Consider the following 23,597-nt stretch of genomic DNA (forward strand, 5'->3'; position numbering starts at 1 on the left):
TCGGCGCGCTGCCCGGGATCCAGCGACGCGATGAACGCCTGCGGGTGCACCAGCGCCACCAGCCCGGAGACGTGCCCGAAGCCCAGGCTGGTCAGCAGCCCCGCCTTGAGCGCGAACCTCTCACCGAGCCGCAGCGTGTCGCGCACCCACACGAAGTGCGCGGAGCCGGCCAGTTCCTCGTCGACGCAGTCCAGGCTGCGGTTGGGCGGGATCACCCCGTCGCGCAGCATCTGGCACAGGCCCATCATCTGGAACACGGCCGCGCCGCCCTTGGCGTGCCCGGTCAGGCTCTTCTGCGACACGACGAACAGCGGGGCGCCCGGTGAGCGGCCCAGCGAGTCCGCCAGCCGCTCGTGCAGCTCGGTCTCGTTGGGGTCGTTGGCCAGCGTCGAGGTGTCGTGTTTGGAGATCACCGCGACGTCGTCGGCACCCACACCGAGCTTGGCCAGCGCCCGGGCCAGCGGCGAGTCCTTGCCGCCGCGGCCCGCGCCCAGCGCGCCCAGCCCCGGCGCCGGGATCGAGGTGTGCACACCGTCGCCGAACGACTGCGCGTAGGCCACCACCGCCAGTACCGGCAGCCCCATCTTCAGGGCCAGATCGCCGCGGGCCAGCAGGATGGTTCCGCCGCCCTGGGCTTCCACGAAGCCCAATCGCCGCCGGTCGTTGGGGCGGGAGAACTTCGAGTCGGCGATGCCGCGGGCGCGCATCATCGCGGTGTCGGCGGTAGCCGCCATGTCACCGAAGCCGATGACGGCCTCCAACGTCAGGTCGTCCAACCCGCCGGTCACCACCAGTTCGGCCTTGCCCAGCCGGATCTTGTCGACGCCCTCCTCGACCGAAACCGCGGCCGTTGCGCACGCGGCCACCGGATGGATCATCGCGCCGTAACTGCCGACATAGGACTGAACCACGTGTGCGGCAACAACATTCGGCAGCACTTCCTGCAAGATGTCGTTGGGTTTGCTGCGGCCCAGCAGATTGCCGTGGTACATGGTCTGCATCGACGTCATGCCGCCCATGCCGGTGCCCTGGGTGCTGGCCACCAGGCTGGGGTGCACGTAGCGCATGACTTCGGCCGGAGTGAACCCGGCGCTCAGGAACGCGTCGACGGTTGCGACGATGTTCCACAGCGCCACCCGGTCGATGGAACTGGCCATGTCGGGGCTGATCCCCCACACCGTCGGATCGAAGCCGGTCGGGATCTGCGCGCCGACGGTCCGCGACAGCTTGGTCTTTCGCGGGACCCGAATCTCGGTGCCCGCCTTGCGGATCACCTGCCAGTCGGTGGAGTCGGGAACGGGCCGGACGACCGTGTGCTCGGGGTCGTACTCGGCGAAGGCGCGCGCGTCGGTCTCCGAGGACACGACGAACGAGAAGTCCTTGTCCAGGAACACCGACACCAGCAGCGGCGAGGCGTGGTCGGGGTCGATCGCGCCGTCGTCGATGAACTCGCGGATGCCGCAGCGCTGTACGACGGTGTCGTGGTAGCGCTCGACGAGTTCGGCCTCGTCGACCAGCTCCCCGGATTGGGTGTCGTACCACCCCGGTTGGGGGTCGTCTTCCCAGCGGATCAAGCCCGTCGTCCAGGCCAGTTCGAGGACGCCGGCCGCCGACAGCTCGCCCTCCACCTCCATCTCGAAGCGGGTGCGCGAGGAGCCGTACGGGCCCAACTCGGCGCCGCCGACGATCACCACCAGGTCGGCCGGGTCGACGTCGAGGTCGTCCCAGTCCGGGGGTGGCGCCGGGGTGAATCCGCGCGGCGGGGACGGCAGCGCGGCAATGATGGGCGCGGCCTCGTCGGTCTCGGCCTCCTCGGACGGCGCGGCCTGCGCGCGCGCCTTGGCGGCCAGCTCGGCCATGTCCAGCTCCGCCTCGCCGAGCCCGCCGGTCAGATCGACGTTCATCGGCGAATGCGCAGCAGCCACCTTGGATTCCACGTCGCACAGGTCCAGCAGCATCGCGGCCATCTCGTCGGTCGAGTAGGTGGTGACGCCGGCCTCCTCGACCGCGCTGACGATGGCGTCGTTGTGGCCCATCAGTCCGGTGCCACGGGTCCAGCCGATCAGCGCGTGCGCCAGGCTGACGCGCTGCGACCACGACGACTCCGCGTGCCACCGCGACACCACGGCGTCCAGCGCGGACTTGGCTTCGCCGTAGGCGCCGTCGCCGCCGAACATGCCGCGGTTGGGTGAGCCGGGCAGCACCACGTGCAGCCGCGACGCGATGTCACGCTCGGCGCCGATCTTCGACAGCCCGCCGATCAGCCGCTGCACCGCCCACAGCAGCACCTTCATCTCCATCTCCGAGCGTGCACCGGCCTCGGACAGGTCACCGGCCACCCGCGGCGCCGCGAACGGGAACAGCAGCGTCGGGGTCTGCGCGTCCTTGACGTGAATAGACTGCGGCCCAAGGCTTTCGGTCTGCTCCGTGCCGACCCATTCGACCAGCGCGTCGATGTCGGCGTAGGACCCCATGTTGGCCGCGACCACCCACAGCGCCGCCCCGTAGCGAGCGTGGTCGCGGTAGAGCCCGCGGTAGAACGCCAGCCGTTCCTCGTCGAGTCTGGACGTCGTCGCGATGACGGTGGCACCGCCGTCGAGCAGGCGCGCGGTCACCGACGCGGCGATCGACCCCTTCGACGCGCCGGTGACCACGGCGACTTCACCGCTGTAGCGGCCCGGCTCGGGGTTCTCGGCGCCGGCGGCGATGCGGCCGTACAGCGCCGCGTGGATCTGACGCCCGGCGGCCAGCGCCTTGCCCTGCCACCAGGTGGCCTGGGTGGCGACGACATGTCCGGCGCCCTCGAACCTTTCCGACAGGCGCGGCCAGTTCGCGTCGACCTCGGCCTCGTCGGCCAGCCACAGCTTGACCAGATCCTCACGCGCGCCGGCCCAGCGGTCGTCGAAGACGACGGCCTTGCGGGCGTCGAACACCGGGGTCACCAGACGCGGCCAGTCCGCGCCCAGTTCGGCGGTGACGAGGTCGATGAGGTCGGCGTCGGTGGCGGCCGGCATCGCGCTGACCGGCTCGTCGTGGCCCAACTGGCCCAGCACCAGACGGGCCGCCGCGGCCAGCACGCCGTCGCGGCCGGTGATCTGCTCGGTGAACTCGCCCAGCGCGGCTGCGTCGACGGTCGCCCCGCCACCACCGCCGGCCGACGGCAGCGCGACCGCAAGGCCCCGACGCGCGGCAACGGCCGCGACCGCGGCGTCGATCACCTTGTCGACCGCGACGGCGTCGACCAAGGCACCCTCGTGCAGGTGACCCATGGCACCGCCGCGGACGCTGGTGCCCTCACGGGTGCCCAGCGCGACCTCGACCGTGACGTGCTTGGCCCAGCCATCGCCGAGCTCCCAGGTCTTCGTGACCCGCTCGGCGATCGCGCCCGGCCGCTTGCCCGCGGGCCCCAGAATCGTCCGCAGCTGGTCGTTGATCGCATCGGAGAGTACCGGGCCATAGGGCTTGTAGGTGCGCGCCAACTTGGTCACCTGCGCGCGCAACCCCGCCAGGTCGGCCTCGGCGGCACCGTCGATGGCCCCCAGGTTGAGCTCCGAACCCAGGTCCACCAGCAGCTGGTTGCGCCGCGACGACGCCCCGTCGGTGATGGACTCGATGGAGTCGAGCTCCTCGATCTGGTCGATGCGCATCTTGGCCGACAGCGCAATCAGCGCCAGCGTGGCATCGGCGGCGTCGAACACGATGTCGTCCGGGCGGACTCCGCCCGAGGGCGCGCGCGGCGGCACTGCGGGGGCCGCCGGTGCCGCGTCCGCGGCCACCGCGGGCTCGGTCACCGGCTCCGGCACGTCGTCGGGCTCCGGTTCGGGGTCGGTGTCGGTGGCGAACAGCACCGCGGCGTCACGCTCGGCGTTGAGCACTTCGACTGTGCTGTGCGCGTATTCGGACAGCTTGAGGGTGTTGGCGGCCAGGCCGGCGACGGTCGGCGCGGACTTCACGCCGATCTCGACGAATCGCTCGACACCAAGGCCACCGGCGGCTTCTTCGGTGAACAGCAGGTCCTGCGTCTCGATCCAGCGGACCGGGCTGGCGAACTGCCATGCCAGCAGCTCGATGACGATCTTGCGAGCCAACTCGCGCGGCTTCTCGTTACGCCAGGTGTCGTAGTCGGCAAGGATCTCGTCGAGCGGCTCGGCGGGCACCAGATCGCGGATCTCCTGCACGAAATCGCGATCGAGCGTGAACGGCCGGGGCACCAGGTTGGGGATGTAACGCCCGATGATCACGTCGGGATCTGTGTCCCGGGGCATGACCCGCTCCAGCGAGCGGCGGAAGTCGGCCACCCCGACCCGCAGCACCCGGGAGTGGAACGGCACGTCGATGCCGGGTACCAGAATGAACGACCGCTTGCCGCCGGTGATCTCGCGGCGCCGCTCCACCTCGGCCTCCAGCGCCTCGAGGCCGCGCACGGTGCCGGCGATCGCGTACTGCGAGCCGCGCAGGTTGAAGTTGACGATCTCGAGAAACTCACCGGTATTCGCCGCAATATCAGCGACGAACGCGCGCACCTCGTCGTCGGGCAGGTCGATCTGGGAGGGCCGGATGGCCGCCAACCGGTAGTTGGAGCGGCCCAGCTCATCGCGCGGCACGATGTCGTGCATCTTCGAGCCGCGATGAAACACCATCTCCAGCAACGCTTCCAGCTCGTAGACGCCAGTGACGCAGGCCAGCGCGGTGTACTCGCCGACGGAGTGGCCGCAGGCGATCGCGCCCTCGACGAAAGCGCCCTGCTCACGCATCTCGGCCACCTGCGCGGTGGCCACCGTCGCCATGGCGACCTGGGTGAACTGCGTCAGGTACAGCACCCCGTCGGGGTGGTGGTAGTGCACGCCGCTGGCGATGATGCTGGTCGGGTTGTCGCGCACCAGACTCAGCACCGAGAAGCCCAGGACGTCGCGGGTGAACTTGTCGGCCTTGTCCCACACCGCGCGGGCCGCTTTGGAGCGAGCCCGGACTTCCATGCCCATTCCCTTGTGCTGGACGCCCTGGCCGGGGAACGCGTAGACCGTCCTGGGGGCGGCCAGTCGTGCGGTCGCAGACATCACCAGATCCGAGCCGATGCGGGCGGCGACCTCCACGATCTCGGCGCCCTGGTCGATGCCGACGCGGTCGACGCGGAAGTCGACCGCGTCGCCGGGGCGGACCATGCCCAGGAAGCGCGCGGTCCAGCCGAGGAGCCGAGCCGGCGGACGGGCCTGCCCGTCGGTGGCAGTCACCGCGTGCTGCGCGGCGGCTGACAGCCACATGCCGTGCACGATGGGCCCACCTTCACCGTCAGGTCCCGCCAGCCCCGCGAGCAGCGCGGCAGCACGGTCGGTGTGGATGGGGTTGTGGTCGCCGGACACCATCGCGAACGGGCGCATGTCGATCGGCGCGCTCAGCGTGACGTCGCGCCGCCGCCGGCGCGGCGTGTCGGTGGCGTTCTCCGACACCGCGCCACCGGCCCGGGCCGGGTCGGTGAGTTCGCCGGCCCCGGTGCGCCCGAGGATCGCGAACCGCTCCTCGAGGTGGGCGATCGGGGCGCCGTCGGCTCCGGCGATGGTGACCGAGACCGGGACGACGCGCCCCATGTCGGTGTCGGCGGCCGTTGACGCCGTCGCGGTGACCATCAGTCGAGCCGGGGTCGCGGGCAGCGAACCGACCACACGGACGGCGTGGTCCAGGTGCACCAGGCTCAGCAGCCCCTCGACAACGGGGACACCGGCGTCGGTCACTGCGGCGCCGATCACCGCGAAAACTGCCGGCCAGCAAGGCCCCACCAGCGCGTCGGGCACGGTCGTGAGGCTGGGCGCCAGCGGCTCACCGAAGGTCGCCGTGACCCCGGTGTGGTCGGCGACCCGCTCGGGGTCCCAGTCCACCTGCACCGTGGCCGTGCCGTCGACAACGGAGGGCAAGAACTCCGGCCCGTCCACGCCGGCGGCGATCGCCAGCACCGCACGCATGGCCTGGCTGGCGTCAGCCGTGGACACCACCGGGGCACCACCGTCAACAGTGTTGGCGGGCAACGTGAATGGGATGTCAACCCAGACGCCGGACACCGGGACGCTCAGCACAACCCGCCCGGCGCCGTCCGGCTGCAGCCGGGCTCCGGTGGAGGAGTTGGTGGCGCAGCGGCTCTCGGGCCCGTCGTGCACCTGCCAGTCGCATGGCTCGGCGATGCGGTGCACCGGGTTGGCGACGATGCGCCCGGCCCACAGCACGTCCGGCGCGTCCAGGACGGTGGCCAGCGGACCGGTCACGTCGGGGCGGCCCAGCCGGCGCGACGTGACGGCCTGCGGCTCCGCACCCGCCGCAAGCATCTCGTCGACGGCGGCCTGCTCGAAGCGGTCCAGCAACTCCCCGACGGGCTCGTCCAGCCGGGTGATGCCGGCGACCGCCGCGATACCCGGGATGATGCACACCTGGTCGGCGTCATAGCGGGCGTCGTGCGCCTGCCACAGCGAGTCGCTGCGCCACCAGCGCCGCACGTCCTTGTCGATGACGGGGACGAAGTTGACCGGTTTGCCCGGTGTCTTGCACAGGGTGACGAAGAACGGTAGATCCGCCGGATGCAGCTGAACGGTGGCCGCGTCGGGGTAGCCGGCGAGCAGCAGGTCGATCGCCGACTCCGGGGTCTCCAGCAGCGCCGGGTCAGCGAACAAGGTCTCGATGGCGCCGTGATCCCGCGGATGCAGCCGCGCCTCGGCTCGCTGCAGCATCTGCTCGAACCGGTCACGCCAGGTGTCGGCCAGCCACGGGCTGCCCGGTGCGGCGGTGTCGGCGGTCGAGTCGCCGTCGCCGATCGCCAGCTCGACGTAGCGCCGCAGCCACTGCAGATAGGTCATGTCGGCGACGTCGCCGAAGTACGGCTTGGCGGTCTTGGCCATCGCCGCGATGATCTCGTCGCGCCGCTCGGCGACCGCCTCGGCGTCACCGGCGACCTCGTCGAGCAGCCGGCCGCAACGCGAGGCGCTGTTGTCGATCTCGTGGATGTCGGCACCGAGCTGGCTGCGGCTCGACGCCATGCCACCCTGGGCTTTGCCGGCGCTGATCCACTGGTCGGTGCCCTGGGTTTCCACCAGCATCCGCTTGACCGATGGCGACGTGGTGGCCTCGAGCGTCGCCATGGCCGCGGTCCCGACCAGGATGCCGTCGATCGGCATCGACGGGAAGCCGTAGGTCTGCGCCCAGCGCCCGGACAGGTAGTCGGCCGCGCGCTCGGGGGTGCCGATGCCGCCGCCGACGCAGACGGTGATGTTGGGACGCGACCGCAGCTCCGAGTAGGTGGCCAGCAGCAGGTCGTCGAGGTCCTCCCAGGAGTGGTGGCCGCCGGCGCGACCGCCCTCGATGTGCACGATCACCGGCTTGGTGGGCACCTCGGTCGCGATGCGGATGACCGAGCGGATTTGCTCGATCGTGCCGGGTTTGAACACGACATGGCTGATGCCGACGTCGCCCAGCTCGTCGATCAGCTCGACGGCTTCCTCGAGATCCGGGATGCCGGCGCTGATCACCAGACCGTCGATCGCCGCACCGGATTGGCGGGCCTTCTGCACCAGGCGCTTGCCTCCCACCTGCAGCTTCCACAGGTACGGGTCGAGGAAGAGCGCGTTGAACTGGTAGGTGCGGCCCGGTTCGAGCAGCCCGGCCAGCTCCTGCACGCGGTCGGCGAAGATCTCCTCGGTGACCTGCCCGCCGCCGGCGAGTTCGGCCCAGTGCCCCGCGTTGGCGGCGGCGGCCACGATCTTGGCGTCGACGGTGGTCGGGGTCATGCCCGCCAGCAGGATCGGCGACCGCCCGGTGAGCCGGGTGAACTTCGTGGACAGCTTGACGCGGCCGTCGGGAAGGCGCACCACGGTCGGGGCGTAGCCCGACCAGGCGCGGGCCACCTCGGGAACAGCCCCGACGGTGAACAGATTGCGCTGGCCGCCGCGGGTGGCCGCGGGCACGATGCCGATGCCCAGCCCCCGGATCACCGGCGCGGTCAGCCGGGTCAGGATGTCCCCGGGTCCCAAGTCGAGAATCCAGCGCGCTCCGGAGCCGTGCACCCGGGTGATCTCCTCGACCCAGTCGACGGGACTCACCAGGATCGCCTCGGTCAGTTGGCGGGCGAGCTCCACGTCAAGGCCGACCTTCTCGGCCCACGCACCGACGATGTCGATGCCGTCGGCCAGCCGCGGGGTGTGGAAGCCGACCTCGACCTGGACCGGGTCGAAGACCGGAGCGAACACGTCGCCGCCGCGGATTTTGTTCTTGCGGTCGGCTTCTTCCTTCTCCGAGATCTGGCGGCAGTAGAGCTCGAAGCGTGACAGTTGCTCGGGGGTGCCGGTGATGACGACGGTACGCCGGCCGTTGCGGATCGACAGCGCCGGCGGCTGCACGGTGCGGACGTCCCGCGCGAACTCGTCGAGCAGGCGTTGGATGCGCTCGGGGTCGGCGTTGCTGACCGACACCATGGGCGGGCGGTCGCCGAGCACGGAGATGCCGCGTCGCCGGGCGACCAGCGTGCCCGCCGCACCGATCAGCTGCGCCATGGCCAGCAGCTCGGCGTCTCGGGCGGCCCCGTCTTTCGAGGCCTTGAGGGCCTCGACGGCGAGCACGCCCTGGGAATGGCCCGCCAGGGCCAACGGCGGGGTGGCCGTCAAATCCATGCCCTGGCGCGCCAGGGCGCGCATGGCCGCGATCTGGGTGAGCAGCACCCCGGGGACCGAGACGGCCGCCGACGTCAGGTGCTTGTCCGCGGGAACCGCGTCCTCGGCCGCCAGCGCACGCACCCACTGCAACGGCTCGAAGCCGATCGGGCGCACCACGACCAGTTCCTTGGCCACCGGCTCGAGGAGCAGTTCCACCTCGCCGACCAGCGTCGCCAGCTCGGTCTCGATCCCGGCCGAGGACACCAGCTCCTCGAGCGTCTCCAGCCAGGCGCTGCCCTGGCCGCCGAACGCCACAGCGTACGGCTCCCCGGCCGTCAGGCGGTCGACCAGAGCATGGGCGGTGTACGAGCCGTGCCCGTCGCGGTCGGCGGGCAACTCCCCTCGCTTCGCTGGGGTGCCCCCGTCGTGCTCGTGGATCGTCACCTTGTACGTCTCCCCTGTATGCGTCTGCTATCGGTCTATCGGTCTATGGGTGTCTCATCGGTTCAGCGGGTCGGCACCCTGCGCGTCGTCGACGAGCCGGCCCCTGGCCGATCGGCGCGGCGGCCTACGTCGGCTGTAATAAGAGTGTCATAAGGGCCAGTGCCGTTTTTCGCAGCCGATTGGTTACTGGCGAGTTCTACGCACGGGTAACCGTGTCCTGGGTAACACCGGGTTGAACCAAGCGCACGGGCGCAACGAACAAACGTGCTGCATGCAGGTGGTTACGCTCGAGTAGCCATAACTTCGCTGTTCAAAGCGGTTTTGTTATGAAATCGTTATGTTAGGCATTTCGGCCCGCGGTGGCGCTTCGCGCACGAGCAACCTCCCCGGCGCGCGGCCACAAGGTCTCTGCAACACCCCGGAGTCGACGAAAGTTGATTTGCTGGAGCAGGTGCCGACGGCCTAGATCCACTGCCCGAATCGGGGCTTGAGAATGTGGTTGATGTCCACCCCGACGCCGCCCACTTGGCGCTTGTCGATCTCGACCTGATGCAGGTTCGCGGCCGGATGGGCGTACCCCCTCGGCGAACCCCAGTTGTGCTGCCAGAAGTAGGAGCCCAGACCGTCCTGCAGCGCCCAGTCGATCGTCTTGGAGTTGCCGTACACACCGGTGCGCTGGTGGCCGATCACCGACTCCCAGGAGCGCAGGTAGGGAGCTATCTGCTGCTTGTACTGGTCATAGGACGGGTCGTCGTCGATCGAGGCGTAGATGGGAGCGTCGGGCGGTCCGCCGGCGGCGGCGTGCAACTGCATGCCGCGGCGGGCGTGCTGCACACCGGCGGCGGCCCCGCCCAGCCAGTCGGCGGTTTTGCCCTTACCGTACTGGTAGCAGGACACGATCTTGAGCCCATTGCTGGCGAGGTCACGCGCTTCGGCGATCTGGATCGGCTTGCCGAGCATCCAGCTACCCCCGGGCCGCCGATCGGACACGTAGCGGATCGATCCCGCCGCCCCGGCCGCCCTGATCTGGCCGGCGGGAATGACACCGGCCGCGTAGTCCAGCAGCGTGCCGAGCGCGGCCGCTGCCGGCGCCGCACGCAGAGATGCTGCCGCGGCGCCGAAACCCACCAGTCCCGGGGCCGTGGCGGCGAGCTTCAGCACATCGCGCCGCGAAACCGACATCGGCTCAGGGTACGACACAACCCCGCCAGACCCATTGACCCCAACAGGCACATATGTATCGTCGATCACGCGAGCGGCCGTGGTGTTGATCGCGCGGTTGCCGTCGTGCACCATGGCGGCGAACAACTGGATGCGCGCGCTGCTGACCGGCGTCGCCGCGGTTCGCGGCCCGCTCGTCGCGCCGACCATCCGCAGCGCGTCCTCGTAGCTGCCGAAGGCAAGTCGATGATCGCTCACATGACGAGCCGATGGCGGCTTGGCACCACGTCCCAGGTGAGTTCACGCGAAGCGAAGAACCAAGAGCCCCGTTCGTAGATCAGTGCATCCCGGTAGCTCCCGGTCGCACGCAGCGTGATGTCACCGTTAACGTTGGCGAAAAGCGCTGCGACACACTGCTGGATGGCATTGACCCCGTCGACGTGGATCTCGTGGTCGAGAGTCACCAGACGCTGTCCGTCGCCTCCGTGGAACGCCGACCGAAGATCGGTGAACACCTCGCCGTCGCGGGTGTAGCTGGCGCCCGAGTGACGGAATGTCGCGACCCACCGGTCGCGATCGCCGCCGGAGAACGCCCGATTGTGCCGCGCGTCCACGTTCAGGATGGCGGCCCGGCCCGTAGCGGCCTGGAGCATCTGTTGTTCCTGGTAGCTCATGGTCATATCCGCTGTCCGACCTCCCCGGGAATTACGGCCGCTACGCTGCTGCGGCAACGGTAACGCACCTCAACGCCTGGCGGTACAGCCGTGGATTTTGCGATCCCACGCCCGCGCGGCCAGCCCCCGCGAGCGCAACACGTCTTTGCGGATCCGGCTGAGAGTGTTCCTCGGGAGTTCGGCCACGGGAGTTCGGCCACGGCCTCGACGTACCGGGGAACCCAGACGTAGGGCATCGCGGTCGACACCCGGTTCAGGACCTCACTCAGCGACTTCGACTGCAGCACAATGCTGATCGTGGATTCCGACGCAACACAGGGCCCGGGCATCAGGCTTTCGCGGCGGCCGGGTCGGGTTCTCCTTCGGCGGTGTAGCCGAAGTCGGCGGGCGAGGGTTGCGGGCCCGGGTAGAAGCGGTGCGCCCAGCGGCGCAACGCGGCGTAGTCGCGCGCCTCCTCGGGGGCCAGATTCGGCTTCTCGAGGTATTTCATGTTCTCCCAGGTGAAGAAGTCCTGTTTGATGACCTCTTGTTGCAGCGCCAGGAAGCGGGCCGCGCGTCCCGTCGGCACGTCGCCGGTGTCGCCGCGCTCGCGCACCGACGCCTGGGTGTAGAAGTAGTCGGTGTAGTCCTCATCGACGGGCGTCTGCCCGGTGACCTGCACGGTGGCCACCAGCTCGCTGGGGAACCGGACCACCCCCAGGCCCAGCGAGTAGTTGTCGTAGATGATCTTGGCCTCGACGGGGCCGTTCGGAGTCAGCCAGGTCTGCGCGCGGCCGCCGCCGAAATTGGCGTTGACAGTGGCGTGCAGATGGTATCCGGCTACTTCGAACGACGCGGTCGTGGCCGGACTGTCGGCCTTGTGCACGTACTGGACGTGGTAGGGATCGGCGGCGTTTTCGATGATCATCTGCGGGTGCACCTTCACCCGGTTGAGCATCTGGGTGTGCGGGTGCAGCGGGTAGTACTCCCCGGTTTCCAGCTCGGGCAGCACCGGCGGCGTCCAGTACGGCGCCCGCCCGTGCCGGTCGTGCCAGGCCAGCACGAAGCCATACCACTGGATGCTCGGATAGGTACGGATGTGGACGGTGCTCTTGCAGCCGATCTTGCTGTAGGGAATGAGGGCGTTGGTACCGTCACCGCGCCATTGCCAGCCGTGCCAGGGGCAGACGATGTGTTCGCCCTCGACGGTGCCGCCGACACCCAGGTTGGCGCCGAGGTGCTGACAGTAGGCGTCCAGCACGTGCACCCGGCCCGAGTCGGTGCGGAACAGCACCAGCTCCTGGCCGAAGTAGTGCGCGCGCTTGACCTGGCCGACGGCGAGATCGCAGCCGAAGGCGACGATGAACCACCCCGTGGGAAAGCGGTACGGCGAGAGCGCGATGCCGGCCTGTCCGAACTCCCGTTCCGACGGGTCCGGGTCAGACTCGGGGATCGCATGCGTCACGAGCACTCCGGTCGCTTGGGTCAGCGCTGTTCGACGACTAGGCCTAGTTTTACTGTTTCAATCAGCGAACGTCAACGAGCCGGCCCTCGCGGCCACGCGCTCGAAGTAGGTGAGGCACGTCGCCACGTCGGCCTCACCGAGTTCGAACACCTCAGGGGCGAGCGACTCGCAGAAGCCGTTGGCCTCACACACGGTCGCGTCGACGGTCGCGTCGACGGTCACCTACAGCGGTCACCTACAGCCATCACAGGCCCTTCGGCCGGGTCCCGATGACGCCGTTGCGTTCCAGGGTCGCCAGTTGTTCGTCGGTCAGCCCGCAGCGCTCGCGCAGCACCTCTGCGTTGTGCTCACCCAGCCGCGGCGGTGGACGCCGCAGCCACCTGTCCTGGCCGGCGAGCAGGGCGAACGGCGGACAGGGATACCGCGCCGCACCGGTGCTCGCGTGCTCGAGCGTCTCGAAGAATCCTCGCGCCAGCAGTTGCGGGTTGTCGGTCACCGACGACGGCGACACCACGGGGGCGGCGGGAATGCCTGCACCGGCCAGCCGCTCCACCGCCGTATCGCGCTTCTGCCCGGCGAACCACGCGGCCAGCCGGCGATCGATGTCGTCGCCGGCCTGCCGCCGACCCGCGACCGCGGACAGGGCTTCGTCGCACCAGTCCGGGTCTCCCATCAGGTTGACCAGCGCGTGCCACTGCCGGTCGTCGCGCACGGTGACCGCGATCCAGTCGTCGTCAGGTCCGGCGCAGCGGTAGATGTTCTGGATCGACCCGCCGTGCCCGCGGTTGCCCCGCCGGCCCAGTGTGACGCCGAAGACCTCGTGTTCGATCGCCTGGATCGCGGTGGCGTTGAGCACCGCTTCGAGCATCGGCAGTTCGAGCAGCTGGCCCGTGCCGGTCCGTTCGGCGAAGCTCAGCGCGGCCGCCACGGCGAAGGCGGCGTGCACGCCGGCCAGCGGATCACAGGCGCCGCGCGGAGTGACCGGGGGTGTCTCGGGCAGTCCGGTCACCCAGGCCAGGCCGGCGATCTGCTCCATGGTCGGGGCGAAGCCGACCCGGTCTCGCCACGGGCCGTCCAGGCCGAACGCCGGCATCCGGGCGACGACGAGCCGGGGGTTGGCCTGCAGCAGCACCTCGGCGGCGAGGCCGAACTGGTCCATCACCCGCGGCGAGAAGTTCTCGATCACGATGTCGGCTTGAGCGGCCAGCGCAAGGAACGCCCGGCGTCCCTCGTCGGAGCCCAAATCCAGTGTGACCGAACGCTTGTTGGTGTTCATCGCGTGGAACACCCACCCGTACTCCCACCAGTCGTCGACGTCGGTGCGCATCCCGCCCGAATACCGGATGCCGTCGGGCCGCTGGATCGACTCCACCTTGACGACGTCGGCGCCGAACGCCGCCAGTAGATGGGTGGCGGCGGGACCGGCCCAGAACGCGGTCAGATCGATGATGCGCACGCCCTCCAGGGGCAACTCGTGAGGCGCCGTGCCGGTGGTGGTTTCCCTTGGCGGCCAAGGCTCCTCGCCGTTGTCGGCGCCTGGAGCGGCGGTGGCACGCGGCGGCGCGGGCGCGCACACCGACATCAGCCACGGCGGACGGGGCTGGTGGAAGCCCGCCGGGTTCGACGCGAACGCCCCGCGCTCCCGCGCGTATTCGGTGTCGCGAATCGTCGAGCCGTTGCCCAGCGCCGCGATCGGCAGCCGGAACAGCTGCCCCAACTCGACAACCTCCGCCACGGTCCGCTCGGCCAACCACGGGCCGATCTGTTCGCGGATGAAGTGGCGGTATTCCCACCGGCCGATCTGGAAACGGAGCTGCTCGATCTCCTCGAGCTCCGGACACCCGACCATCGCGACGAAGTCGAGCCACTGCTGGCCGGTGACCATGGTGATGCCGACGTAGCCGTCCTTGGCCGGTTCGATCGAGGGCACCTCCAGGGTGCGCCGGATCGGCGGCCTCTGCAGCAGCTGCGAGTGCAGCCATTCGCTGCTCTGCATCGCCGTCATCGCCTCGAGCATCGACAGGTCCAGATGTTCGCCGGGGCCCCCGCGTTCGACGCGGCGGCACACGGCCAGCGCACCGAACGCGGCGTACACGCCGCCCATGTACTCCCCCAGATCGCCGCCGATCGAGATGGGCGGCCCGGCAGGGTCGCCGCGGAAGCCGGGCGAACCCGCCCAGGCCTGCAGCGTCAGTTCGCTGGCGGCGCGGCCGGCGAACGGTCCCCTCCAGCCGAAGTCGGAGATGGTGACGACGACCGCGCGCGGCGAGTCGGCCAGCAGCCGCCGCGGATCGATCCCCAGCTCCGCGGCGCGCGCCCGGTCGGCGGTCACGACCACGACGTCAGCGGCGGACAGTTCGGCACGCCAGCGTTCCGAGTCCGGGGCGAAGGTCATACTCTGCTTGCCGGCGTTGAGATAACTGAACAGCGGTGCGTCGCCCTCGGCGACGGGGAGGCAGCAGGCGGAATAGCACCGCAGCCGATCCCCTTGCGGCGGCTCGATTTTGCGCACCCACGCACCGGCGTCGGCCAGCAGCTTCCCGCAGTAGCCGCCGGCGATCCGGTCGCTGATCTCGACGACACGCAACCCGTGCAGCGGCGTCGGGCGGCAGTGGGACCCGCAGCTCATCCGGCTATTTATATCATTACTGTTAAGATAGCCATTCCGGTGGAGTGGCCTGGCCTGCGAGGATCGGACGACCGTCTTGGCAATTGCACCCGACTCCCGACGCCGGCTGTCGGCGCCGCGGATCGCCGAGATGGTTGCCGACGAGTTGCGTCGCCAGATTCTCGACGGCGAGCTTGCCGACGGCGATCTGCTGCCGCGCCAAGAAGTGCTCGTCGAACAATTCAACGTCAGCCTGGTGTCGCTGCGGGAAGCGCTCCGGATTCTGGAAACCGAGGGGCTGGTCTCGGTGCGGCGGGGCAACAGGGGCGGCGCCGTCGTGCACGCCCCCGCGAAAACCAGCGCGGCCTACATGCTGGGCCTACTGCTGCAGAGCGAGTCCGTCCAGGTCGCCGACCTGGGCAGGGCGCTGCAGGAGCTCGAGCCGGCCTGCGCCGCCCTGGCGGCCCAGCGGCCGGACCGGGCCGTCACCTTGGTCCCCGACCTCAAGAAGGTCAATGATGCCATGGCCGAGCACCTCGACGACGGTCGGCGGTTCACCGAAATCGGACGCCAGTTCCATGATCTCATCGTCCACGGCTGCGGGAACCACACCATCATCGCGGTCGTGGGCAGCCTGGAGACGCTGTGGACGAGCCACGAACGGCAGTGGGCCGACGAGAGCGCGGCGCGTGGCACCTACCCGTCGTTGGCCAAACGCCGCGCAGCGCTGGGCACCCATATCAAGCTCACCGAGACGATCGCCGTGGGCGACGTCGACCGGGCCCGCCGCATCGCGGGCCGCCACCTCGCCGACACCCAGACCTACGTGCTGTCCGGGCGGCCACAGCAGCGCATCTATGCGCTTTCCCCGCGAGCTTTCCCACGCCCGGGGTCGCGCCCGCGGGACTTGCGGCGTTCTTGAGGGGCGGACCCACAGATCGGTGCGCGACACATCGTGGCCAACGCCTCGGATGCGGAAGGATGTGCTTTCACGATCAGCGTTGTGAACCCGATCGACCTCGTGGTCCACGCAGCAGGCACGCTGGCCGGGCGGCGCGCCCCTTCGCGCGAGGGCCGGTCATCCCCACCGAGACCCGCAGAACCGCAGATGCGGCAGATGCGGCAGATGCGGAAAATTCGTCCCCTTAGATTGTTATCTTTAGTAAGTTAGAAGTCTTATGGACGTCGGCCTGAACGCAGACCAACTGTCGCTGCGCGACGCCGTGCGCGACATCCTGCGCACCGAGTGCCCGCCCGCCACCGCCCGCCAGGCCCTGACGGACCCGGATCGCTGGCGCAGCCTGTGGAAGACGGTCGTGGGCCTGGGCTGGACCGAATTGGCGGGCGGCGACTACGGCCCCGTCGAACTGGCGGTGGTCCTCGAGGAATGCGGCGCCGCGCTCGCGCCGATCCCGTTGCTGAGCAGCATCGGTCTGGCCGCGGGCGCGCTGCGCGCCACCGGCCTCGACGCCGTGCTGGCCGAGATCGTCGGTGGCGCCGTCGCGACCCTGGCCGTCCACTCGCCGGGCGCGCGGCTGCCCGGTGCCCCGATGGTGATGCACAGGGGACGCCTGCGCGGGCGCGCGGTCGCGGTCCCGAACCTGTCTCGCGCCGATTTGCTCGTCACGCTGGCCGCGTCCGGCGACGGAGTGGTGGTGGCGGTGGCCCGCTGCGGCGACGGGGTGACCGTGGCGGCCGGCGAGTCAACCGACCCGGCTCAGCCCGTGGGCGACGTCGAGGTCGACGCCGAGCCGCTGGCCACCGCGCCCGTGAGCGCGGCGGGCGTCGAATCGGCACTGGCGACACCGCTGGTGGCCGCGGCCGCCGACCTGGTCGGGGTCGCGGGCGCCGCTCTGCACCGCGCTGTCGAGCACGCGAAGACGCGCCGCCAGTTCGGCGCGCCGATCGGCGCGTTCCAGGGGATCAAGCACGCGCTGGCCGACAACTACGTCGCCGTCGAGCGGGCCCGCAGCCTCACCTACGCGGCGGCGGCCCGGCTCGGCGACCCGGCCTCTGATTCGACCGGGGCACCCGCACATGCCTGGACCGCCGCGGCGCTCGCCAAAGCGGCGGCCGGCGACGCGGCGGTGCAGTGCGCACGCACCGCGGTCCAGGTGCACGGCGCACTGGGACAGACCTGGGAACACGACATCCACCTCTACGTCCGACACGCCTGGCAGGGCGCAGCGATTCTCGGCGACAGTCGCGCGCTCTACCACGAAGTGGGCCGCCGTTTCGCGGGAGGCGCGAAATGAGCTGGGTGGTCGAGGAATTCGTTGACTGGATGTCAGGGTTCCTGCCCGGCGACTACTACGACGACTACCGCACCTACCGCTGGGACCAGTCGCTGCGGAGTGACTACCAGCGGGCCGCATTCGAGGCCGGGTGGATACAACCCACCTGGCCGCGCGAGCACGGCGGCCGCTCGCTGGGTCTGCGCGACGCGATGGAAATCCGGCTCGCGGCGGCAATGCGGTCGGCGCCCAAGCTGCCCAACATCGCCGGGCCCAACGTCGCCGCGCCCGGCATCCGCCGGTTCGGCACCGCGGAACAAATCGACCGCCTGCTGGTTCCCCTGCTGCGGGGCGACGAATGGTGGGCCCTGGGCATGTCCGAGCCGGAAGCCGGATCCGATTTCGCCGCCCTGCGCACGCGGGCCGAGCGCGACCGAGACCTGTTCCGGGTCACCGGCCACAAGATCTGGACCACGCAGGCACACGAGTCACGCTGGTGCACCCTCTACGCGCGCACCGACCGCGAAGCGCCCAAACACCGCGGCATTTCCTGCCTGATCCTCGACCTGCACTCGCCCGGGGTGCGGATCGAGCCCATCCGGATGGCGTCGATCTCCGACGAAACGTTCTGCGAGGTCTTCCTCGATGACGTCGCGGTGCCGGCCGCAAACCTGCTGGGGCCGCTCAACGGCGGGTGGAACGTTGCGTTGTCCTCGTTGCACCACGAGCGCCAGATGATCTGGATCATGAACTGGGTCGAGATCAAGCGCGGGCTCGATGCGGCGCGGGGCGGGTGCGACCCGGATGCCTACGCCGAACTCGGCTCCCTGCTCGCCGACGCGGAGGCACTGCGCGCCACCGGCTATCGCGCGCTCGGCAACGAGCTGGCCGGACGCCCCAGCCCGGAGTCCGACATTTCCAAGCTACTCGGATCCGTTACCCTGCAGCGCGTTTGGGAGCTGGCCGCCGCCGTCCACGGGCCGGGCTCGGCCGCGGATCCCAATCTGCTGTTCGAGCGCCAGGACGCGCTGGCCGCAACCATCTACGGCGGAACGTCGGAGATCCAGCGCAACATCATCGCCGAGCGGCTGCTCGGGCTGCCGAAGGGATGACGAAAATGGACTACGATCTCGGCGAAGACGCCGAGCAGTTGCGAAACCGGTTGCGCGGGTTGATATCCGACCACATCCCGGCGGACTTCCTGGGAGCATGCACCGACGACCCGCAGGACCTGGCCACCACGCAGACGTTCTGCAAGCTGCTGGCCGCCGAAGGGCTGCTGGCCCTGGCCTGGCCCAAAGAACACGGCGGCGGGGGCGGTTCGGTCTGGCAGCAGACGGTGCTGCGCGAGGAGATGTGGGCCCGACACGAGCCGCGCGGTCCGCAGTACATGGGAATCAACTGGGTCGGCCCGGCCCTGATGCGGTACGGCACGGCCGAGCAGAAGGCCAAGCACCTGGCGGCCATCGCGTCCGGCGATGTCATCTGGTGTCAGGGATTTTCCGAGCCGGAGGCCGGATCGGACCTCGCGTCGTTGCGTACCCGCGCCGTACCCGAAGGGGACGGGTGGCGAATCACCGGCCAGAAGGTGTGGACGTCGTACGCGCAGATGGCGTCCTGGTGCGTGCTGGCCGCCTGCACCCACCCCGAGGCTCCGAAGCCCAAGCGGCTCAGCCTCTTTCTGATCCCGATGGACAGGCCGGGTTTCACCGTCCGCCCGATCCCCTCGATGCTGGGCCCTCATCATCTCAACGAGATGTTCCTCGACGACGTGCCGGCGTACCCCGAAGATGTCCTCGGCGAGCTGGGCGACGGCTGGCAGGTGATGCGCGAAGCGCTGGCTTTCGAGCGGGTCGGCATCGCGCGGTATGCGCGCTGCGAGTCGCTGCTGGACCGGCTGCGCACCCAGCTCGGCGACGAGTGGGACACGCTGCCCGAGACGATCCGAGCCCGCTGGGCACGGGCGCTCGTCGACCTGCGGGTGGCCAGGCTGCTGGCCTACCGGGCCGTCTCGCTGCAGGACGACCCGGCGGCAGGCGCGGCGGCCAGCGCCGCCCGTATCGCCGCCACCACCTGCGACCAGCAGGTCGCCGAGCTGCTCTTCGACGCGCTCGGCCCGACGGCCCTGGACAGCGGCCCCGCGGCTCCGCTGTGCGGGGCGATCGAAGACCACTGGCGCTACGCGCAGGCGGCCACCGTCGCGTCGGGAACCATCGAAGTGCAGCGGATGCTGGTGGCACGAGAAGTGTTGGGAGATCATCGGTGAAAACCGCTATGCCACAAGATATCAGGGACTTCGCCGCGGTCACGGCCACTCGGCTGAGCCGGCTGGGCGGCCCGCAGGCGGCGCTGCGCGCCGAGAGCGATCGGAGCGTTCGGGATGCGGCGCGGGTGGCCTTGGTCGAGGTCGGCGCCTTCGACCTCGACGTGCGGTCATCCCTCGCGGACCTGCTGGGCGCCGCGGTGCTCTGCCGCGCCGCGGGCGCGACGGCCCTGCCCTACCCGGTCGTCGAAGAACTGATGGCGGTCGGCGGCGCCCGGCTGGCCCTGGTCAATCCCGACGCGCCCCGCATCGACCACGGCGACCTGCCCGGCGGCTGGACCGCCGCCGACCTGGACGGCAACCGCTACCACCCGCGTCCGGCGGCGCGCACTGACGCCAAACTGGGGCCGTTCCTGGCGCCGGTCTCACTGGACGCAGCCGATGGCGCGGTGCCGGCGGCCGACGTCAACCTTCACCTCGTGCTCGGGTCATGGCGGATTCTGGGAGCGCTGCAGCAGGCTCTGCACATCGTGACCGATCACATCCGCGCCCGGGTCCAGTTCGGCAAGCCGTTGGCGGACTTCCAGGCGGTCAGGTTCGCCGTAGCGGACGCCTCGGTCGCGGTACGCGGACTCGAGGAACTCGCGAAATACACGCTGTCCCGCGCCGAAAATCCAGGGCCTCCGGCGCGTTCGGCCGACGCACTTGTCCTGCGGCTCAAGGCCGCCGACACCGCGCGGCAGGTGTTGCGCACCGCGCATCAGCTGCTCGGCGCGTTGGGTTTCTGCGACGAGTCCGACATCAGCGTGCTCGACCGGCACACCCAACCGCTGATCCGGCTGCCGCTGGGCGTCGAGGCGCTGGCGCTGCGACTGATCCCCGACGTTCGCGACGGCCACCTCGAGACCCTGTTCACCGGGGCGGTATCGGCATGAGTACCGACCAGGTCGCGGCTCGGGCGCCCGAGAACCCGCTGGCGGATGGCATACCCTTCGGCGTCAGGCTGGCGCAGCTTGCCGAACAACGGACCGATGACATGGCCGTGACGGTTGTCGCGGTGGACGGCACCGAGCAGTCGCTGACCTTCGGTGCGCTCGACGCCCGCGCCAATCAGTGGGGCCGCGCCCTTGCCGCCGCAGGTGCGGAGACGGGATCCTTTGTTGCACTGGCGATCCCGAACTCCTTGCATTTGGCTCTGGCCGCCATGGGCTGCTGGAAGATCGGCGCGGTCCCCATCCCCATGCACTGGGATCTGCCCGAATGGGAACGGGACCGGGTGCGCGCCGCGATCGAGCCTGCCGTGGTCGTCGACGACGCAAGCAGGTGGGTGCTCGAGGCGCAAGCGGCGGGCGAGTCCGAAAGTCCCCTGCCCACCGCCGTTTCCCCCACCGCCAACGGAATCTGCAGTAGCGGTTCTACCGGAGTGCCCAAGGTGATCCTCAACCTGGCGCCGTCACTGTGGACGCCCCAGCACGGCGAGCCGTTCCTGTCGCACTGGACGCCGGTGGCCCAGCCGCAGACGATCATGGTTCCCGCGCCGATGTATCACACCAACGGCTTTGCGACCTTTTCGATGCTGCTGGCCGGTGATCATCTGGTGATCCTGGAACGGTTCGACGCCGCATTGGCCGTCGGCGTGATCGAACGTTTCCGGGTCAGCAACTTCACGGCCACGCCCGCGATGCTGGCCCGCATCGCGGCGCTGCCCGACGTCGGCCAACGAGACTTCTCCAGCATCGTGTTCGTCCTACAAGGCGCCGCCGTGATGCCCCCGTCGCTGATGCACACGTGGTTTGAGTTGCTGAGCCCGGAGCGGTTCGTGACGGCCTACGGCATGACCGAGAACCTCGGGCTCACGGCGCTGCGCGGCGACGAATGGCTGGCCCATCCGGGCAGCGTCGGCCGGGGCTTCCGGGACACCGAAATCCGGATCGTGGACCCCGACGGCGAAACACTCGGCCCCGGCGAACACGGCGACGTGTACCTGCGCGCCCCGATGAGTGCGGGCTACCGTTACCTGGGTGGGGCGGCGCCGCTGCCGTCGACCCAGGACGGCTTCCGCTGCGCCGGCGACATCGGATACCTCGACGAGGACGGCTACCTCTACATCGTCGACCGCCGCGTCGACATGATCATCACCGGCGGCGCCAATGTCTTTCCCGCAGAGGTCGAGTCGGCGCTCGCGGGCCATCCCGGCATCGTCGACGTCGTGGTCATCGGGCTCGCCGACCCGAAGTGGGGCCGCCGCGTGCACGCGGTGGTGCAGTCGGCCGACGGCGTGCTGCTGACCGAACATCAGGTCATCGAGTACGCCAAGAGCCGACTGGCCCCCTACAAGGCGCCCAAAACGGTCGAGTTCGTCGACGCGATTCCCCGCACCGCGGCGACCAAGGTCAACCGCTCGGCGATGATCGAGGCCCGGGGCGGGTAGGCACGCACACGGCCGCTCGAGGCGACATCGCGACGGCGAAAGCCCCGTGACCGGCCGCGGTCCCACGCATGGCAGCGATGGTCTGACGCTCCCATTGGCGACGGCCTTGTCGGCGGCGCGGGTCGCGAGGTCGGCGACTAAGGCTTGCAGCGCCAGGTTGTCGATCGCGCGCAGATAGTCCCGGCCGGTCTGATCTGATGGATCAGGGCGGAGGCGCCGAAGAACAGGATGAGGAACAGGATGTCGTCAAGCCTGGCCCGCTCGAGGTGGTGACGCAGATAACTGCTGGTCGCGGGTCGGCCACGGGTGCCATCGTGTACGACAGCCCGATGTTTCGGTCGCGGGCCGCCGCCGCAGTGTGGGTTGACCGGCGAGCCGGCGGGCGAATGAACGTGATGGGGTCCAGATACTGCGCACTACGACGGCGGGATCGGGCAGACACCGAGTGCGTCTCGCGCGGAGTTCGGGCGAGTCAAGGCGGTAGAGCTTTGAAACAACCCGCACACCCGTTAGGCTTCCCGCGGCCCCGCAACCACAATCCCGTGTCCACTATGCGAGGCAAGGCCCACCTCCCGCTGCTACGGACGGCAATGTCGAGTCAGTTAACCGATCTGGATATGCTTCGCGAGCTGGAGCCGATCGCCGAGACCAATCTCAATCGACACTTGTCGGTCGCGTCCGAGTGGCATCCACATGATTATGTGCCCTGGGATTGTGCCCGTAATTTCGCCAGGGTGGGCGGCGCGGATTGGGCGCCGGAGCAGTCTCGGCTCAACCCGGTCGCGAAGGCGGCAATGATCACCAACCTCCTCACCGAGGACAACCTGCCCTCGTATCACCGCCAAGCGGCAAAGTATTTCTCCCTTGATGGCGCCTGGGGGGCATGGGTCGGCCGTTGGACGGCCGAGGAGAATAGGCATTCCATCGTGATCCGTGACTATCTCGTTGTCACTCGTGGCGTTGACCCGGTGGCGCTGGAGCGGGCGCGCGTGGAGCATGTGACGAAGGGGTTCGGGGCCACCGCCGAGGAGGAGGAGCGACACAAGACCGACTTTCTGCTGTCGGTCGCCTATGTCACGTTACAAGAACTTGCTACTCGGATCAGTCACCGCAATACCGGCAAGGTGTGCAACGACCCGATCGCTGACCGGATGCTGCAGCGCGTGGCCGCCGACGAGAATCTGCACATGATTTTCTATCGGAATATGTGCAGCGCGGCGCTTGATCTCGCACCCGATCAGGCCCTGCACGCGATTTCCGACGTCGTGGAGAACTTTCGGATGCCCGGCCAGAACATGCCCGATTTCCGCCGCAACGGCGTGCTGATGGCCAAACACGGCATCTATGACCCACGCCAGCACCTCGATGAAGTCCTGACACCGAACCTACGCAAATTGCGGATTTTCGAACGTGATGACCTCACGCCCCGGGGCGAAGAACGCCGCGACCAACTCGCCGTCTACCTGGAAGACTTTCAACGCCAAGTGATCAAGTTCGAGGAACAACGCGACCGCCTGCTTGCCCGCCAGGCTGCAGGGAGTAAAGCCCGGGCCGTTTGACGGTCGCGCAGTGAGCAGTCGCACGCATACGGCATCACCACCGGTCCCCGAGTGGCGGCCCGTGGCGGTGCGGATTTTTGCCGTCGACGCCCCCGGCCCTTCGCGGACTCGACAACAACCCCGACATCCGCACGGAATTCGACGGGATCACC

13 protein-coding genes are annotated in these 23,597 nt (G+C 69.4%); 7 read left to right on the plus strand and 6 right to left on the minus strand.

Annotation, left to right across the window (positions count from 1 at the left end; translation table 11 throughout):
- From AC2VOK_RS07410 to AC2VOK_RS07435, 6 genes are all read right to left on the minus strand, one after another.
- On the minus strand, positions 1–9,071 hold a 9,071-nt coding region (locus AC2VOK_RS07410), incomplete at its 3' end, for a fatty acid synthase subunit beta domain-containing protein (RefSeq protein WP_428899887.1).
- 462 nt (positions 9,072–9,533) lie between these two features.
- The gene (locus tag AC2VOK_RS07415; protein ID WP_428899901.1) at positions 9,534–10,253 is read right to left on the minus strand and encodes a DUF1906 domain-containing protein; all 720 of its coding nucleotides are present in this window, start codon (positions 10,251–10,253) and stop codon (positions 9,534–9,536) included.
- Between the two features lie 233 nt (positions 10,254–10,486).
- On the minus strand, positions 10,487–10,912 hold the full coding sequence (locus tag AC2VOK_RS07420) for a nuclear transport factor 2 family protein (protein WP_428899888.1): 426 nt from the start codon (positions 10,910–10,912) through the stop codon (positions 10,487–10,489).
- Between the two features lie 322 nt (positions 10,913–11,234).
- Positions 11,235–12,350 carry an aromatic ring-hydroxylating oxygenase subunit alpha gene (locus AC2VOK_RS07425; RefSeq protein WP_428899889.1) on the minus strand — a complete coding sequence of 372 codons (1,116 nt, stop codon included), beginning with the start codon at positions 12,348–12,350 and terminating at the stop codon, positions 11,235–11,237.
- A 57-nt stretch (positions 12,351–12,407) separates the two neighbouring features.
- Positions 12,408–12,572, minus strand: a complete 165-nt coding sequence (locus AC2VOK_RS07430; protein WP_428899890.1) for a ferredoxin — start codon at positions 12,570–12,572, stop codon at positions 12,408–12,410.
- A 22-nt stretch (positions 12,573–12,594) separates the two neighbouring features.
- Positions 12,595–14,979 carry a CaiB/BaiF CoA-transferase family protein gene (locus AC2VOK_RS07435; RefSeq protein WP_428899891.1) on the minus strand — a complete coding sequence of 795 codons (2,385 nt, stop codon included), beginning with the start codon at positions 14,977–14,979 and terminating at the stop codon, positions 12,595–12,597.
- A 130-nt stretch (positions 14,980–15,109) separates the two neighbouring features.
- Between AC2VOK_RS07435 and AC2VOK_RS07440 the strand changes: the two genes are divergently transcribed.
- The 7 genes from AC2VOK_RS07440 (at position 15,110) to AC2VOK_RS07470 (ending at position 23,445) form a co-directional block, all read left to right on the plus strand.
- Positions 15,110–15,880, plus strand: coding sequence for a FadR/GntR family transcriptional regulator (locus AC2VOK_RS07440; RefSeq protein WP_428899902.1), 771 nt, complete (start codon positions 15,110–15,112; stop codon positions 15,878–15,880).
- 256 nt (positions 15,881–16,136) lie between these two features.
- A complete protein-coding gene (locus tag AC2VOK_RS07445) occupies positions 16,137–17,213 on the plus strand; it encodes an acyl-CoA dehydrogenase family protein (protein ID WP_428899892.1) in 1,077 nt (358 codons plus the stop codon).
- Complete coding sequence (locus AC2VOK_RS07450) at positions 17,210–18,304, plus strand: acyl-CoA dehydrogenase family protein (RefSeq protein ID WP_428899893.1); 1,095 nt, start codon at positions 17,210–17,212, stop codon at positions 18,302–18,304. Before AC2VOK_RS07445 ends, AC2VOK_RS07450 begins: the two co-directional genes overlap by 4 nt.
- Positions 18,301–19,458, plus strand: coding sequence for an acyl-CoA dehydrogenase family protein (locus AC2VOK_RS07455; RefSeq protein ID WP_428899894.1), 1,158 nt, complete (start codon positions 18,301–18,303; stop codon positions 19,456–19,458). The genes AC2VOK_RS07450 and AC2VOK_RS07455 overlap by 4 nt, the downstream gene beginning before the upstream one ends.
- Positions 19,455–20,390, plus strand: coding sequence for an acyl-CoA dehydrogenase family protein (locus AC2VOK_RS07460; protein ID WP_428899895.1), 936 nt, complete (start codon positions 19,455–19,457; stop codon positions 20,388–20,390). Before AC2VOK_RS07455 ends, AC2VOK_RS07460 begins: the two co-directional genes overlap by 4 nt.
- Positions 20,387–21,886: a class I adenylate-forming enzyme family protein gene (locus tag AC2VOK_RS07465; protein WP_428899896.1), complete on the plus strand. Its 1,500-nt coding sequence runs from the start codon at positions 20,387–20,389 to the stop codon at positions 21,884–21,886. The genes AC2VOK_RS07460 and AC2VOK_RS07465 overlap by 4 nt, the downstream gene beginning before the upstream one ends.
- Positions 21,887–22,476: 590 nt before the next feature.
- Positions 22,477–23,445, plus strand: coding sequence for an acyl-ACP desaturase (locus AC2VOK_RS07470; protein WP_428899903.1), 969 nt, complete (start codon positions 22,477–22,479; stop codon positions 23,443–23,445).
- The last annotated feature ends 152 nt before the right edge of the window (positions 23,446–23,597 follow it).

Source organism: Mycobacterium sp. TH-M116, from assembly GCF_057473685.1.

Bases quoted from the DNA above. Each gene is read 5' to 3' on its own strand.
- AC2VOK_RS07440 (WP_428899902.1), top strand. From the start codon at position 15,110: ATGGTTGCCGACGAGTTGCGTCGCCAGATTCTCGACGGCGAGCTTGCC.
- AC2VOK_RS07470 (WP_428899903.1), top strand. From the start codon at position 22,477: ATGTCGAGTCAGTTAACCGATCTGGATATGCTTCGCGAGCTGGAGCCG.
- AC2VOK_RS07455 (WP_428899894.1), top strand. From the start codon at position 18,301: ATGACGAAAATGGACTACGATCTCGGCGAAGACGCCGAGCAGTTGCGA.
- AC2VOK_RS07435 (WP_428899891.1), bottom strand. From the start codon at position 14,979: ATGAGCTGCGGGTCCCACTGCCGCCCGACGCCGCTGCACGGGTTGCGT.
- AC2VOK_RS07450 (WP_428899893.1), top strand. From the start codon at position 17,210: ATGAGCTGGGTGGTCGAGGAATTCGTTGACTGGATGTCAGGGTTCCTG.
- AC2VOK_RS07415 (WP_428899901.1), bottom strand. From the start codon at position 10,253: ATGTCGGTTTCGCGGCGCGATGTGCTGAAGCTCGCCGCCACGGCCCCG.
- AC2VOK_RS07465 (WP_428899896.1), top strand. From the start codon at position 20,387: ATGAGTACCGACCAGGTCGCGGCTCGGGCGCCCGAGAACCCGCTGGCG.
- AC2VOK_RS07445 (WP_428899892.1), top strand. From the start codon at position 16,137: ATGGACGTCGGCCTGAACGCAGACCAACTGTCGCTGCGCGACGCCGTG.
- AC2VOK_RS07420 (WP_428899888.1), bottom strand. From the start codon at position 10,912: ATGACCATGAGCTACCAGGAACAACAGATGCTCCAGGCCGCTACGGGC.